General features: G+C 71.2%; 12 protein-coding genes. 7 read left to right on the forward strand and 5 right to left on the reverse strand.

Features of this window, described 5'->3' with window-relative positions; all coding sequences use genetic code 11:
- Positions 1 to 260: 260 nt before the first annotated feature.
- Positions 261 to 425, reverse strand: a complete 165-nt coding sequence (locus tag NS220_RS20430) for a hypothetical protein (RefSeq protein ID WP_206543031.1) — start codon at positions 423 to 425, stop codon at positions 261 to 263.
- Here NS220_RS20430 and NS220_RS14300 point away from each other — a divergent pair.
- On the forward strand, positions 418 to 1,593 hold the full coding sequence (locus tag NS220_RS14300) for a hypothetical protein (RefSeq protein WP_058624704.1): 1,176 nt from the start codon (positions 418 to 420) through the stop codon (positions 1,591 to 1,593). The two genes, NS220_RS20430 and NS220_RS14300, sit on opposite strands and share 8 nt — an antisense overlap.
- Before the next feature lie 116 nt (positions 1,594 to 1,709).
- Positions 1,710 to 3,269, forward strand: coding sequence for a S8 family peptidase (locus tag NS220_RS14305; protein ID WP_058624705.1), 1,560 nt, complete (start codon positions 1,710 to 1,712; stop codon positions 3,267 to 3,269).
- Between the two features lie 128 nt (positions 3,270 to 3,397).
- Here NS220_RS14305 and NS220_RS14310 read toward each other — a convergent pair whose 3' ends face one another.
- Both NS220_RS14310 and NS220_RS14315 read right to left on the reverse strand, forming a co-directional pair.
- On the reverse strand, positions 3,398 to 5,362 hold the full coding sequence (locus tag NS220_RS14310) for a glycosyltransferase family 39 protein (RefSeq protein WP_058624706.1): 1,965 nt from the start codon (positions 5,360 to 5,362) through the stop codon (positions 3,398 to 3,400).
- A 45-nt stretch (positions 5,363 to 5,407) separates the two neighbouring features.
- Positions 5,408 to 6,076 carry a DUF1028 domain-containing protein gene (locus NS220_RS14315; RefSeq protein WP_058624707.1) on the reverse strand — a complete coding sequence of 223 codons (669 nt, stop codon included), beginning with the start codon at positions 6,074 to 6,076 and terminating at the stop codon, positions 5,408 to 5,410.
- Positions 6,077 to 6,236: 160 nt separating this feature from the next.
- Here NS220_RS14315 and NS220_RS14320 point away from each other — a divergent pair, with 160 nt between their 5' ends.
- From NS220_RS14320 to NS220_RS14340, 5 genes are all read left to right on the forward strand, one after another.
- Complete coding sequence (locus tag NS220_RS14320) at positions 6,237 to 7,766, forward strand: ABC transporter substrate-binding protein (protein ID WP_058624708.1); 1,530 nt, start codon at positions 6,237 to 6,239, stop codon at positions 7,764 to 7,766.
- Between the two features lie 97 nt (positions 7,767 to 7,863).
- Complete coding sequence (locus tag NS220_RS14325; protein WP_058624709.1) at positions 7,864 to 8,829, forward strand: ABC transporter permease; 966 nt, start codon at positions 7,864 to 7,866, stop codon at positions 8,827 to 8,829.
- A complete protein-coding gene (locus NS220_RS14330; protein WP_058624710.1) occupies positions 8,826 to 9,794 on the forward strand; it encodes an ABC transporter permease in 969 nt (322 codons plus the stop codon). The genes NS220_RS14325 and NS220_RS14330 overlap by 4 nt, the downstream gene beginning before the upstream one ends.
- A 67-nt stretch (positions 9,795 to 9,861) precedes the next feature.
- Entirely contained in the window at positions 9,862 to 11,487 is a 1,626-nt protein-coding gene (locus NS220_RS14335) for a dipeptide ABC transporter ATP-binding protein (RefSeq protein ID WP_058624711.1), read from the forward strand.
- Positions 11,488 to 11,548: 61 nt separating this feature from the next.
- Entirely contained in the window at positions 11,549 to 12,142 is a 594-nt protein-coding gene (locus NS220_RS14340; RefSeq protein ID WP_058624712.1) for a helix-turn-helix domain-containing protein, read from the forward strand.
- Positions 12,143 to 12,372: 230 nt separating this feature from the next.
- On the opposite strand, the gene NS220_RS14345 is transcribed toward NS220_RS14340, so the two are convergent.
- Positions 12,373 to 12,909, reverse strand: a complete 537-nt coding sequence (locus tag NS220_RS14345) for a hypothetical protein (protein WP_058624713.1) — start codon at positions 12,907 to 12,909, stop codon at positions 12,373 to 12,375.
- 226 nt (positions 12,910 to 13,135) lie between these two features.
- Positions 13,136 to 14,497, reverse strand: coding sequence for an APC family permease (locus NS220_RS14350; RefSeq protein WP_081323196.1), 1,362 nt, complete (start codon positions 14,495 to 14,497; stop codon positions 13,136 to 13,138).
- Positions 14,498 to 14,662 lie beyond the last annotated feature (165 nt).

Below are 14,662 nucleotides of genomic sequence, written 5' to 3' on the forward strand. Positions count from 1 at the left end.
ATCGGAGATGAGCCGTCGGGTGAACCGCCGTCCGCGGCGCGGGCAGACCCTGTGTCGGGCGCCGTGCCCAGAGCCTTCTCCGACGCGGAGGTCGTGTGCTTCACCATCCCCGGACGACGGGCCGACGAACGCTGTCGCCGTCGCACCCTGCGACAGTGGCGGGCACGCCGCGTGCCCACGACTCCGGTCCGGCGCGCGTCTGCTCCGAGGGAAGGACTCCCGGTGATCGACAGCCCCGACGCCGTTCCCCGACCACCCCGTCAGGCGGGGGTCGCCCCCTCGCGGCGAGCAGCGATCGCCTCGGCTGTCTGGGCCGTGCCCGTCGTGGTGATGGTCGCTGCCACCCCCGCGGCCGCCGCGGCGTCGGGGACCTCGCTGCGGTTCTCGTCGTCGTCGTACCAGGCGGCCGCATGCGACGTGATCACGGGTGCATCGGTCGAAGCCTCATCGGGCGGCGCGGCCGCCGCCGGTGTGGTCGTGACCCTGCAGCTGAGCGGCTGGTACACGTTCTCCGACGGCTCGACCTCGGCCGTGGTCACCACCGACTCCTCGGGGAGCGCAGCGTGCGGCGAGATCCGCGTGCCGAGCTCGGGCGCCGCGGGAACCCTCACCGCCTCCGCGGCGTCGGCGACGCCGGCCACCGCGACGCTGTCCGCCCTCCCCGCCCTCCGCCTGCTGTCCAGCCCCCGGGGGACGACCGCCGTGACCGACGTCCCGGCGGGGGCGACCCCCGTCGCGGGAGAACTCTTCCTCCTCGGTGCGACCCTGTACCGACACGGTGTCGGCGCCGTGCAGACCGCGGTCGCCGCCGTCGGGGCGCTCGTCGAGGCGCCCACCCGCACCGGGTCCTCTCTCCTGCCCCTCCGGCTCGCCGACGGATCCGCTGTCGTCTTCGACACGGCGACCAATGCGTCGACACCCGCCACCGGCACACCCTCGGGAGCGACGCCGGTGGCGGCCGACCTGTTCCTCTCGGGCGCGACGCTGTACCGCGGCGGTTCCGCCGTGGCATCCGATGTCGCCGAGTGGGGACAGCTCGTCGAACACGAGCAGGGGAGCGGGCCGACCGGGCAGTTCGAACTCCCCTTCCGCGCGACCGATGGAACTCCGCGCCTCTACCGCTCGCCGGCCGACGAGGTGCGCACCGTGGCCTCGTACGGTCAGCCCGACGCCCCTCCCTCCGGATCCACGCCCGTCGCGGGCGACCTGTTCTCCTCGGGCGGGACGCTGTATCGCGCGAGCTGGGACGGCTCGAACCCCTACGGCCTCGGAGCCGTCGCGTCGGGGATCGCGAGGTGGGGCACACTGACCCCCAACCCGTACTACGGGGGGCAGCGACTGCTCCCCGTGCGCACCTCCGGCGGCGACGCCGCGGTGTTCTTCGTCTCGGGTGGGAGCGTCCGGACCGTGACCCAGGTGCCGTCGGGCGCGACCCCGGTGGGCGCGGACCTCTTTCTGTCCGGCACGAGCGTCTATCAGGCGGACGTCGGAGCGGTGGCGTCCGACGTGGCGCAGTGCGGCCAGCCCGTCGCCGCCGCCGCGGGCGCGTCGCGCGTCGTCGTCCCGCTCGCCGCTCCGGCCGCGACGTGCTGACCGGAAGGCGCTGACGTGAACCGCCCTGCCCTCCCCGACCATTCCGCTGACCGTCCCGCCTTGCCCGCCCGACTCCGCTCACCGTGACTCACCGATCCCGAACCCGGAGGCGACCCATGTCGACCACCCCTCGTCCCCGCCGGTGGCCGCTCGCCGCGCTCGCCGGTCTCGCCGTCGTGCTCGGAATCGTCGGTGCCGTCCGTCTGGTGGGTTCCGTGTCCTCCCTCGACGCGTCCGCTCCCGACGCGCCGCGCGCCGCGGTCGCGACACCGAGCGGGTCCGCCGAGGCGCCGACCTTCGCCGAGCAGGTCCCCGTGCCCCCGGGAGCCAGCGACGACGAGCGCCGTCGCATCGAGCTCTCGTACTCGCTCGTCGAGGTTCCTGAGGACCGCCTCGACGTCCTCCACACGGTCGCCCCGGGAGCCGTCGGCGCGCAATCCCTCGCCGGAACGGCCTACGTGGCCGTGCCGGCGGAGCAGATCGAGGCCGTGCGGGCGACCTTCCCGGGTGCCCCGATCACCCCGAACACCGAGATCCAGGCGACCTCCGATGAGACGCCCGCGCCGTCATGGGGTCTCGACGCGATCGACACTCCCGCCGCGACGACGGACGACCACTACCTGTACGACACCACGGGCGCCGGCACCACGGTGTACGTCGTCGACACCGGCATCCAATCCACCCATCCCGACTTCAACGGTCGCGTCGACGCGGCCGCCGGGCACACCGAGGTCGACGACGGCAACGGCACCGAGGACTGCAACGGGCACGGCACCCACGTCGCGGGCACCGTGGGCAGCACGACGTACGGTGTCGCCAAACAGACCCGACTCGTGCCGGTGCGCGTGATGGGCTGCGACGGGAAGGGAACCCTCCTGGCGTATCTGTACGGACTGATCTGGATCTACAACAACCACACCGGCGCGCAGTCGGTCATCACGATGAGCCTCGAACTGCCCAAGAACGACACCGCGAACCAACTCGTGCAGATCGGCGTCGACCAGGGGTACGTCATCACCGTCGCCGCCGGCAACGAGACGCAGGATGCCTGCAACGTGTCGCCGGCGAGCGAGCCGACCGCGATCACCGTCGGCGCGATCGACTCCACGCGCACCATCGCGTGGTACAGCAATCTCGGCACGTGCGTGACGCTCTTCGCCCCGGGGTCCGACATCACGTCGACCTGGATCGGATCGTCGACCAACACCATCAGCGGGACCTCGATGGCCACGCCTCACGTCGCCGGCCTCGCCGCGCGGCTGCTGCAGGAGCATCCCACGTGGGGGCAGACCGAGGTCAAGGCCGCACTCACCTCCCCGGCGGACGCGAGCGGGCATCTCACCGGGCTCCCCGCGGGCACCCCGAACATCTTCGCCGCGCTGCCCGGGGTCCCCCGGGTGTTGTCCGTCCAGGCCACCTCGACCGCCGACGGCGAAGCCCTGGCCTGGACGATCAACGACATCGGCACCGTGACCACGTTCTCGGCGACCGTGACCGACACCACGACGGGGCGCGTGTACCCGGTCGTGATCGCCGGCCTCACCACCTCGACCGTCTTCCTCGACGTGCAGGCCGGACACGCGTACACCGTTCAGGTCGGGGCGACGGGAACCCTCCCCACCGGCGTCGTCGTCACGAGCGATCCGGTCACGACGAGTTTCGCGGTCGCGCAGTAGACGGGCGATATCGGGGCGGGAGGAGCGTCACGTCGTCGCCTCGCAGGAGTACAGCGTCACTCCCGACACCTTGTTCACCTCGCCGTCTTCGCCGTGGCCGTCGAGGTTCCACTCCCCGCGTCTCGTCGTCACGTCGTCGCCTCGCAGGAGTACAGCGTCACTCCCGACACCTTGTTCACCTCGCCGCCTTCGCCGTGACCGTCGAGCTTCCACTCCTTCACCTCGTGGCATCCGGGTCCCGTGGCGACCTCGCGGACGGGGTCTGACGGGGAGGCACCGGATGCCACGGCGAACAGGTGCACGCTCCCGGACCGCTCCATCGTCCGCAGGGCGGATGCGGTGAACACCGGCACGTGACCGGAGTAGCCGCCGTCCGTCAGCACGCTCGACCCGGTGGCGTCGATGATCTGCGCCGAGATCGCCCACGTGTCGCTCACCAGGAGCGGAGCGCCGCCCGCGCCGCCCCCGTCGGCGCGCGCCGTCGCGACGAGCTGGGCCACGGCGGGGGAGATCGCGGGCGTTCCGCCCCAGAACGCGGGTGCCGAGATCGCGAAGCTCTCGTCGGGGTGGTCCGAGCGGGCGGGGATCCCCACGTACGCGTCGCCGCCGCTGCCGTCGCGGTTCGCGTCGAGCACCTGCAGACTCGCCGCGACGGGCGCGCACAGGAGGGCCAGGGCGAGGGCGGCGGGCAGCACGCGCGCGAGCGCGGGGCGAGTGCGAGGCGACCATGCGCCGATCGCACCGAGCACGACACCGGCGACCAGCACGAGGCACGAGGCCACCGCGAGAACCAGGGGCAGATCGCCCTCGCGCGACAGCACGCTCCACCAGGCGCCCTGCCCGACGAGCAGAACGGGCAGCACCAGGCGCTCCGCGCGCCGGGGCGACCGCAGGAGCCGGCATCCCTCGCTCCACGCCATCGCCGTCAGCAGCACGAGCGGAACGCCGAGCGCCGCGACGTACGCGGTGTGGGGCACCTTGGTGGCCGACAGCACGACCGCGGAGGTGGCCAGCCACAGCCCCGCGACGACCGCCAGAGCCCACCGCGCCCGATCGTGCTCCCGGCCGCGCCGCGGCCAGAACCGCCAGAGGGCGAGGGCGAGCCCGAGAAGGGCCGCGGGATACAGCCAGCCGATCTGCGTCACGAGAGGCATCTCGAGCAGTTTCATCGGTGACGAGCCCGCGTCCGCCGCGGCACCGGCGTGCGAACCGAACGCGCGGCCCAGCGCCGTCAGCCCCTCGGTGATCCCGCCCCCGGTCGGCGCGCCCACCGAGCCCGGAACGGATCCCGGTGCGAAGCGGTCGAGACCGTTGTACCCGAACACCATGGCGAAGACGTCGTCGTCGGTGGACCCGTCGATGAACGGGCGCGCCCCGGACGGGGTGAGCGCGATCGCCGTGATCCACACGATCGATGCGGCGACGCTCGCCCCGACGAGGACGCCCGCGCGCGCCAGCCCGCGGCGGAGGGTGGGGGCCGCGATCGCGGTTCCCACGAAGAGGGCGGGGAGCACGAACCACGCCGACATCATCTTGGCCTGGAAGCCCACCCCGACGAAGACGGCCGCCATCACCAGCGGCCACCACCTCGCGGTCAGCACCGCGCGCTGCCACCACACCAGGGCGACCGCGAGCGCCATGGTGAGCAGGCCATCCTCCATGGGGTGGCCGAACATCGACACGAAGATCGGAGTGGATGCCGCCGCGAGCGCCGCGACCAGCCCGGCCCCGGTGCCTCCCGCGCGGAGTCCGACGACGGCGCAGGCCATCACGGTCACCAGCCCCTCGATCACCTGCGGCAGCGCCACGGCGGAGGTCGACATGCCCAGGAGGTGGATGGCGAGGGCCTGCGGCACCGCGAAGCCGGCGAGCTTGTCCAGCGTGACCGTGCCCGCCGGGTCGAAGGCGCCGAAGAGCAGGGCGCGCCACGACTCCGACATCGATCGCGCCGCGGCTTCGTAGAACGCGAAGTCGCCGCCTCGGGCCAGATTCCAGGTCATCAACAGGGCGCTGCCGGCGAGGATCGCGGCGAGGACGCCCTTGGCCCAGAGGGGTTCGCGCCACCAGCGCGCGAGGGGGAGGGTCTCAGTCACGCCCGAAAGCATCGCCCCGGATGTGCGCGCCGACGTAGCAGCGGGCTATGAGCTCGCCGTGACGTCACCGGCCGACGCCCGCGGGGCTCTCCCGGAACGGGCTCGCGGGACCTCGACCGGGAGCGCGGACAACCGGCGCAGGCGCGTGAGCTCGGCGAGCGGGTCGTCGTGGTCGTCGACGCGGAGGTCGAGGACGATCTCCGCCGGGGACGCGACGAGGACCGCGGCGCTCTGCCGACCCCGCGCGTCGCCACCGGCGTCCTCCCCGGCCCGGAGCACCTCGAGCAGCCGGTCCGCGAGGTCACCACGGCTGTGGACCCACGCCGCGCTCATCGCCTCGAGCACCTCGGGACCGGTCAGCAGGTTGCCGGCGAGAACGGCATCCGTCGTCGTCGAATGACCCGCCCACGCGCTGATCTCCTCGCCCGAACGGCCCGCTCCCGGGGACGTCCACGCGAGCGCCGCGACCTGACGAAGCGCATGCCCCTCGTCCCAGCGGGGGACGGATGCCACCGCATCGGCCGCCGTGCGCCCCTCGCGCATCGCGGCGAGAAGGCGCCCGCGCAGCGCACGATTCGTCCATGCCTGACTGGCCACCGCTCCGACCGCGGGGTCGACGGAGATCACCGACGCGCCCACGGCGAGGGAGCGGCTCGCGGTCGCGGCGCCGATCAGTCCGCGACGGGTGTCACGGGCGAGGACGGTGAAGGTCATGGGCGCTCCCAGGGGTCGACGAGAGACGGGCGGTCGGGTCGGAGCGGCTTTGTGAAGATCGTGTTTCGAGGCCGACTCGGGCTTGTGCCCGCCCCCATGCTTGCACATACTGATCGAAACATCATCTAAATGATGACCCGCTCACCCGATTGGCCTTCACATGACATCGCGCACCACACTCGGCATCGCCGGCGCGCTCGCCGCGGTCCTCGCCCTCGCCGGTTGCTCGGCGGGCCAGAGCGTCGATCTCGGCGCCTCCGGCTCCGCCTCCGGTCAGACCCTCGTCGCCGCGATCGGCGGCGAGCCCGACCAGCTCGACCCCCAGAAGACGACGTCGTACTTCGCGTTCGAGGTGCTCGAGAACGTCTACGACACCCTCGTTCAGCCCGACGCCAACCTCGAGATGCAGCCGGCTCTCGCCGAGAGCTGGACCACGAGCGACGACCAGCTCACGTGGACGTTCACGCTGCGCGACGGCGTGAAATTCCAAGACGGCTCCGACTTCACCAGCGAAGACGTCGTGTACTCCTATCGCCGCATCATCGACGAGAAGCTCGCCAACGCGTGGAAGTTCTCCACCGTCAGCGACGTCAGCGCCCCCGACGACAAGACCGTCGTCATCACGGTCTCGCAGCCGACCCCCAACCTGCTGTCGAACCTCGGCGGGTTCAAGGGCATGGCCATCGTCGAGAAGGCCAACGTCGAGTCGGGCGACATCACCACCGCCCCCGTCGGGACCGGACCCTTCTCGGTGAGCGAGAACGTCGCCGGCGACCACATCACGCTGAAGGCCAACCCGGACTACTGGGGTGGTGCGCCCCAGATCGGGGGAGTGGAGTACCGCTTCATCTCCGAGCCCGCCACCGCCCTCGCCTCGCTCAAGGCCGGCGACATCGACTGGACGGATGTCGTTCCCACCCAGCAGGTCGCGCAGCTGAAGAACGACACCTCGCTCACCCTCGGCCAGACGCCGTCGAGCGACTACTGGTACCTCGCCCTCAACGAGGCCAAGGCCCCGTGGAACGACGTGCGCGTGCGGCAGGCCGTCGCGTACGCGATCGATCGGGATGCCATCATCCAGGCCGTCAGCTACGGCACCGCCGAGCAGAACCAGCTGGCCATCCCGAAGCAGAGCTTCTGGTACACCGAGTACAACACCTACTCCACCGACCTCGACAAGGCGAAGTCTCTCCTAGGCGAATCCGGGTTCACCGGCGGCACGCTCGACCTGCTCGCCACGAGCGACTACCCCGAGACGGTGACCGCCGCCCAGATCATCGCCGCGAACCTCGAACCGCTCGGCATCCAGGTGCAGATCCGCCAGCCCGACTTCTCGACGTGGCTCGACGAGCAGAACTCCGGCAACTTCGACATGCTCATGATGGGCTGGCTCGGCAACATCGACCCCGACGACTTCTACTACTCGCAGCACCACACCGGTGGGGCCAGCAACGCGCAGAAGTTCTCGGACGCCGAGGTCGACAAGCTGCTCGACGCCGGCCGGGTCGAGACCGACAAGGACACGCGCAAGGATCTCTACGCGCAGGCCGCGACGATCATCGCCGACAAGGCCAGCTACATCTACCTCTACAACCCGTCGGTGCTGCAGGTCTGGTCACCGAAGGTCTCGGGCTACGAGACGCGCGCGGATCGCGCGATCCGCTTCGACGGCGCTCGCCTCGACAAGTGACACCCGCCGCGGGGGTGCCGGATGCCGGTGCCCCCGCGGTCGCACCCGCCCGGTCGGTTTCGACCGTCTCGTCCGTTCTCACAAGGAGAGTGATTCCATGAGGGTCGCCCCCGCGCAGCTGGCGCGCTTCCTCGGCGCGCGCCTGCTCTCATCAGCCATCGTGCTGCTCGGCGTGCTGATCGTCGTGTTCGCCCTCGTGCACCTCGTGCCCGGCGACCCGGTGCGACTGGCGCTCGGCACGCGTTACACGCCGGAGGCGTACGGCGCGCTGCGGGCGGCATCCGGTCTCGATCGCCCTCTGCCCGAACAGTTCCTCTCCTACATCGGGCACGCGGTGACCGGCGACCTCGGGGTGAGCTTCCGCAACGGCCAGGCCGTGACGACCACGCTCGGGGAACGCCTTCCCGCGACCATCTCGCTCGCCCTGGTGGGCCTTGTCATCGCCCTCGTCATCGCCGTGCCCGCCGGGGTGTACTCCGCGCTGCGGGAGGGACGCGTCAGCGACGTCATCGTGCGCCTCACCAGCCAGTTCGGCGTCTCGGTGCCGGACTTCTGGCTCGCGCTGCTGCTCATCTCGCTCTTCTCCGTCACGCTGGGCCTGCTCCCGGCGAGCGGCTACGTCGCCTTCGCCGACGATCCTGCCGGGTGGCTCCGCCAGGTGACGCTCCCCGGTCTCACGGTGGGCCTGGTCGCGGGAGCCATCATGACGCGTTACATCCGCGCGGCCGTCATCGACGTCGCCTCGGCCGGGTACATCCGCACCGCGGTGTCGAAGGGCCTGCCCCGCCGTGTCGTCGTCTCGCGCCACATCGTGCGCGGCGCTCTGGTCCCCGTCCTGACGATCGCCGGCATCCAGCTCGCCACGATCCTCGGCGGCGTGATCGTCGTCGAGGTCGTCTTCGCGTGGCCGGGCCTGGGCCGGCTCGTCTACGACGCCGTCGCCGCACGCGACTACCCGCTCATCCAGGGGGCCGTGCTGCTCGTCGCCGTGATGTTCATCGTCGTCAACCTGATCGTGGACGTGCTCTACGCCGTCGTCGACCCGAGGATCCGAGCCGCATGAGTGTCACCGAGCCCTCCGCCACCCCCGCGTCCGCCGTCCCTCCCGCGTCCGGGCGCGTGAAGTCCTGGCGCCTCCTCGCGGCCAACCCCCTGACCGTCGCTGCGGCCGTCGCCCTCGCCGTCGTCGTGCTCGCGGCCGTCCTGGCGCCATGGATCGCTCCCTACGGCGTCAACCAGATCGATGTCGCCAACGCCCTCACCCCGCCGAGTCCCTCGCACTGGTTCGGAACCGACGAACTCGGCCGCGACGTGCTCTCCCGCGTGCTGCTGGCCGGCTCGACCTCCCTCACGATCGCGGTCACCGCCGTCGCGATCGCGCTCGTCCTGGGCCTCGTGCTCGGCGTCGTGGCCGGATACCGGGGTGGCTGGGTCGACGCGGCGCTCATGCGCGTGGTCGACGTGATGTTCGCCTTCCCCGTGCTGCTGCTGGCTCTGGCGATCATCGCGATCTTCCAGCCGGGCATGGTGACCACCATCATCGCCATCGGCGTCGTCTACACGCCGATCTTCGCCCGCGTCGCCCGTGCGAGCACGCTGTCGCTGCGCACCTCTGCGTTCGTGCAGGTCTCGCGCACGATGGGCACCCCCGCTCCCGTGATCCTCGTGCGGCACGTGCTGCCCAACATCGGCGGGCCGATCGTCGTGCAGACCTCCCTGTCGCTGGCCTTCGCGATCCTGTCCGAGGCCGCGCTGTCGTTCCTGGGGCTCGGCATCCAGCCCCCGGCGCCGTCGTGGGGCGGGATGCTGTTCACCGCGCAGGGGTTCCTCGCGCAGGCCTGGTGGATGAGCGTGTTCCCCGGGGCGGCGATCTTCGTCACGGCCCTCGCCTTCAACCTGCTCGGCGACGGGCTGCGCGACGGGCTCGACCCCCGACAGCGGACCCTCATCGAGGCGCGGCAGGGTGAGCGCCGTCGAAGGAAGTCCCTCGTCGATCCGGCCCCGACAACCCAGGAGAACCCGCGATGACCGTTCTCGATGTGCGCGACCTCCGCGTCGCGATCGGCCAGACCCCGACAGGAAGGGCGGGTTCGCGATGACCGTTCTCGATGTGCGCGACCTCCGCGTCGCGATCGGCCAGACCCCGATCGTTCGAGGGCTCGACTTCTCGGTCGAGCGCGAGCAGACCCTCGGCATCGTGGGCGAGTCCGGCTCGGGCAAGTCGCTCACGGTTCTCGCCGCGACGGGGCTCATCGACGCTCCCGGCCGTCGGGTCGTCGGGTCCAGCGTGCTGCGCACGGCCCCGGATGCCGCCCCCGTCGAGCTCGTGGGAGCCACCGACCGCGTGCTGCGCTCGGTGCACGGCGACGCCGTCGGCTTCGTCTTCCAGGACCCGTCCACTTCGCTCAACCCGTACCTGACCGTCGGGCGGCAGATCGCGGAATCGCTCGAGACCCACCGGGGTCTGTCGCGGCGGGCCGCGCACACGCGAGCCATCGCCCTGCTCGAGGCCGTCGGCATCCCGGACCCGGCGTCGCGGGTCGATGCCTACCCCCACCAGTTCTCGGGCGGTCAGCGTCAGCGCGTCATGATCGCGATCGCGCTCGCGTGCGACCCCGCGCTGCTCGTCGCCGACGAGCCGACCACCGCGCTCGACGTCACCACGCAGGCGCAGATCATCGAGCTCGTGCAGCAACTGCAGCACGACCGCGGCACCGCCGTCGTCTGGATCAGCCACGACCTCGGCGTCATCGGCCAGGTCGCCGACGACGTCCTCGTGCTGCGTCACGGCGAGGCCGTCGAGCAGAGGCCCCTCGCGGCGGTGTACGCCGACCCGCAGCACGCCTACACGAGGGAACTGCTCGCGGCCCGCCCGCGCGTGGTCGCCGGCGCAGGGCCCGCACCCGAGCCGGCCGCCGCGCCCCTGCTCGAGGTCGCGGGACTCGACGTGCGTTTCGCCGTGCACACGCCCGCGGGTCGACGGACGGTGCACGCGGTCGACGACGTGTCGTTCACCGTCCGGCGGGGCACGACCCTCGCGCTCGTGGGCGAGTCCGGCTCGGGCAAGTCGACGATCGCGAACGCCCTGACCGGGCTCCTCGCCCCGCACGCGGGGACGGCGACGCTGGTGGATGCCGAGGGCCCGGGCGTCCGCGATGCGCTGCGCGCCCGACGTCGCGACCGTCGGCGCATCGCGATGGTGTTCCAGGACCCGTTCGCCTCGATCGATCCCCGCCGGACCGTGGCCGACGCGATCGCCGAGCCGCTGCGCGTGCACCGGCTCGGGGGACCGACCGCGGCGTCTCGCGCGGCGCGCGTGCGGGAGCTCCTCGAGCTCGTCGACCTCGACCCCGTCTTCGCCGAGCGCTACCCGCACGAGCTCTCCGGCGGACAGCGTCAACGGGTGTCGATCGCCCGCGCCCTGGCGCTCGAGCCCGAGCTGGTGATCCTCGACGAGGCCACGGCATCGCTCGACGTCTCGGTGCAGGCGCGCGTGCTGACGCTGCTGCGGCGCCTCCAGGTCGAGCAGGGGCTGACGTACCTCTTCATCGCGCACGACCTCGCCATCGTGCAGCAGATGAGCCACGATGTCGTCGTGCTGAAGGACGGGGTCGTGGTGGAAGCCGGGCCCGCGGCCGAGCTGTTCGCCGACCCGCGTGAGGAGTACACCCGCGCCCTGCTCGCGGCCGTGCCGCCGGACGGTCCGCGGGTACGCGCGTGACGCGCGCGAACGATCGTCGCGCGGCGAAGGACCGCGCGGTTCTCGATACGCTGGCACGGTCATGACCAGAGCCACGGATGCCGATGAGCAGCGCACCGTCGAGACCCTCGGTGCCGCGGTGCGCGACGCCCGCAAGCGTCTCGGTCTGAGCGTCCAGGCGCTGTCCGAGAAGGCAGGCGTGAGCTTCGGCCTGGTCAGCCAGCTCGAGCGCGGGCTCGGCAACCCGTCGCTGCAGTCCCTCCAGCGCCTCGCCGGGGCCCTCGGCATCCCGGTCGCCCAGCTGCTGGACGAACCGGCGGCGCCCCTGGCCGTGGTGACCCGCGCGAAGCGGCACGTCATGCCTGTCGCCGTCGACGCTCCCGCGTCCCAGCGGGCTCTGCGCGAACTGCTGACGCCTCGCGGCGAGTCGATGCTCCAGTTGATCCGTTCGACGCTGCCCGCGGGGTTCTCGAACGAGGCCCGTCCGTTCCGGCACATCGGCACCGAGACGGTCACCGTCGAGTCGGGTGTGCTCGTGGTGTGTCAGGCGGACCGCCGCGTCGAGCTGCGCGCGGGCGACACCGTCACGTACGGCTGCTCGGAGCCGCACTGGTGGGCGAACGGACACGACGCCGAGACGGTCGTCCTCGGTGCCGTCACGCCGTTCGAACGGTGAGCGCGGGCTGCCGCTCGGGCGCGGGCCGGAGCCGGGCGTGGGGTCCGAGCCGGGCGTGGGCCGGAGCCGGGCGTGGGTCCGAGCCGGGCGTGGGCCGGAGCCGGGCGTGGGTCCGAGCCGGGCGCGGGCCGGAGCCGCGCGTGGGGTCCGAGCCGGGGCGTGCGAAACTCCTGAGAAACCGCGCGGGGAGAGCTGCTTCGGCGCAGCCCGGCGCGAGTCGGCCTCGGAATTCAGGAGTTCGGCCCGCTCCCGAGAACCCGGAACGCGAGGCGATCGCCCGGCGACAGCACGTACTCGTCGTCGCAGCGATACCCGCGCAGCCACGGCACGCCGTCGATGACGCGCAGGTAGAAGCCCTTGGGGTAGTCGTGGTCGGCCCGAAGCGGCGGCGACGCGACGTGGAGTGAGCCGGTCGGCGCGCGGCCGGTGCTCAAGATGCTGTCCGGAGCGCTCGCCTGATCGAGCGTGGCGAGCCGCAGGTACGGTGCGGTGATCGGCGGGCAGAGCCCGAGACCGTGCCGGGCGGCCGCGCCGAAGACGTCCGGCAGGGTCGCGCCATCGGGAAATCCCAGGTCGGAAACGGATCTCTCCACCACCGCGACGGTCTCGTGCGCGGCGTCGTCGAAGACGGCATCCGCGAGGAGGATCTCGGCGAAGGGATTGCGATGGATGCCACATGCGTCAAGCCGCGCGATCAGGTCGCCGCGGCTCAGCCCACCGACGTCGATGGTCCACTCGGCGCGGTCGGAACCGTCGATCATACGCATCGATGCAGACTACCCGCCGTGCCGGGAGGCACAGCGAGCGTTCGTCCGTATCGGGTCGCTGGCCTTTCGCCTCCTGTCCCGCGCTCCGGAGCCGTCTCGCCTGTCGACCGTGCTGCGGCACGCATGGGGACTCGGGTACGTCGGATCACCGGAGCGCGGGACGTGAGTCGGCCGCGACACCCCGGAAAAGGGATGCCGCGGCCGACGCGCAAGGGGCGGGCGCCGCTCAGACCTCCGAACGTGGCCCGGGGAACGTCTTGTTGACGCCGGTGACCGGCTGATTCTCGTCGAACGAGGCGATCGGCCGACGGAAACCGCGCGTGAGGATCACGAGGTACACGACACCGAGACCGGTCCAGATGAGACCCCCGATGAGCGCGTGCGCGTCGAGGTTCACCCACAGCAGGCCGGTCAGCAGCACTCCGATCGTCGGCATGACGATGTAGCGGAAGATGTCACCCGGCGTCTTGCGCAGCCCCTTGCGGATAGCGAACCAGCCGATCACCGAGAGGTTCACGAACGAGAAGGCCACGAGAGCGCCGTAGTTGATGTAGGCCGAGATCTGCTGCAGCGTGAACGAGATCGCGAGCAGGCTGACAAGACCCACGATGACGATCGAGATCGTGGGCGTGTGCGTCTTCGGGTTGACGAAGCCGAAAACGCGGCGCGGCAGCACGTTGTTGCGGCCCATCACCATCAACATGCGCGAGACCGAGGCGTGCGAGGCGAGCCACGAGGCGAGGGTCGCCGCGAACCCCGCAGCGGTCAGGACGGCCTGCAGCACCGGGCCACCGACCTGCACGCCGATCTCGGGCAGCGTGCTGTCTTCGATCGCCTCGGGCGGGAAAGCCGCCGAGTCGGGGAAGCGCAGCTGGGTGAAGTATGACGCGACCAAGAAGATGAGCCCGCCCACAACGAGGGTGAGCAGGATCGCCCGAGGCATGATCTTCGGGGTCTTCGCTTCTTCGGAGTACATCGACACCGCGTCGAATCCGATGAACGAGAAGCACACGACGGTGGCGCCGGCCAGCACCGCGCCGAACTGCACCTCGGGGTGGACGAAGGGGGCGATCGACACCGGGGTTCCGGCACCGGCTCCACCGACCAGCTGCACGGCGACCATCACCACGAACACCGTCATCACGAGGATCGAGAACACCAGCAGAATCATGTTGACGTTCGAGGTGCCGCGCATCGTCAGGTAGATCACGATCGTGACGCCGGCGGTGAAGACGACGACCCAGATCCAGCCGGGAATGTCGGGGAACAGCGCCTCCATGTAACTGCGAAGGATGAGGGCGTTCACCATCGGCAGCAGCATGTAGTCGATGAGCGCGGTCCATCCGACGACGAATCCCACGCCGGGGTGGATCGACTCGCGGGCGTAGGTGTACGCGGAACCCGCGCTGGGAATGACGCGCACCATCTTGCCGTAGCTGATGGCGGTGAAGATCAGGACGACGAGGGCGACTGCGTAGGCCGCGGGCACGACGTTGTCGGTCTTTTCTGCGACGTTGCCGAACGTGTCGAAGATCACCGTCGGGGTCATGTACCCCAGGCCCAGGCCGACGATCGACCAGAGCCCCAGGGTGCGGGCGAGCTTGGCGCCGGAGTTCGCGGGTGCCGTGGCGGCACCGAGGTTGTCGTTCGTGGCTCCTCCAAGAGGGTGCGGGTCACGACGCGGTCGTGGCCGGAGATGGTGTCGGGTACAGCATCGGGAGCACCGCTCGGGGTGGGAGCGGGGGTGTCGGCG

The organism is Microbacterium testaceum (genome assembly GCF_001476655.1).
Lineage (GTDB): Bacteria > Actinomycetota > Actinomycetes > Actinomycetales > Microbacteriaceae > Microbacterium > Microbacterium testaceum_C.

Excerpts from the sequence above, each read along its gene's own strand:
- NS220_RS14345 (WP_058624713.1), bottom strand. The coding sequence starts at position 12,909 with ATGCGTATGATCGACGGTTCCGACCGCGCCGAGTGGACCATCGACGTC.
- NS220_RS14320 (WP_058624708.1), top strand. The coding sequence starts at position 6,237 with ATGACATCGCGCACCACACTCGGCATCGCCGGCGCGCTCGCCGCGGTC.
- NS220_RS14330 (WP_058624710.1), top strand. The coding sequence starts at position 8,826 with ATGAGTGTCACCGAGCCCTCCGCCACCCCCGCGTCCGCCGTCCCTCCC.
- NS220_RS14325 (WP_058624709.1), top strand. The coding sequence starts at position 7,864 with ATGAGGGTCGCCCCCGCGCAGCTGGCGCGCTTCCTCGGCGCGCGCCTG.
- NS220_RS14340 (WP_058624712.1), top strand. The coding sequence starts at position 11,549 with ATGACCAGAGCCACGGATGCCGATGAGCAGCGCACCGTCGAGACCCTC.
- NS220_RS14305 (WP_058624705.1), top strand. The coding sequence starts at position 1,710 with ATGTCGACCACCCCTCGTCCCCGCCGGTGGCCGCTCGCCGCGCTCGCC.
- NS220_RS14335 (WP_058624711.1), top strand. The coding sequence starts at position 9,862 with ATGACCGTTCTCGATGTGCGCGACCTCCGCGTCGCGATCGGCCAGACC.
- NS220_RS14315 (WP_058624707.1), bottom strand. The coding sequence starts at position 6,076 with ATGACCTTCACCGTCCTCGCCCGTGACACCCGTCGCGGACTGATCGGC.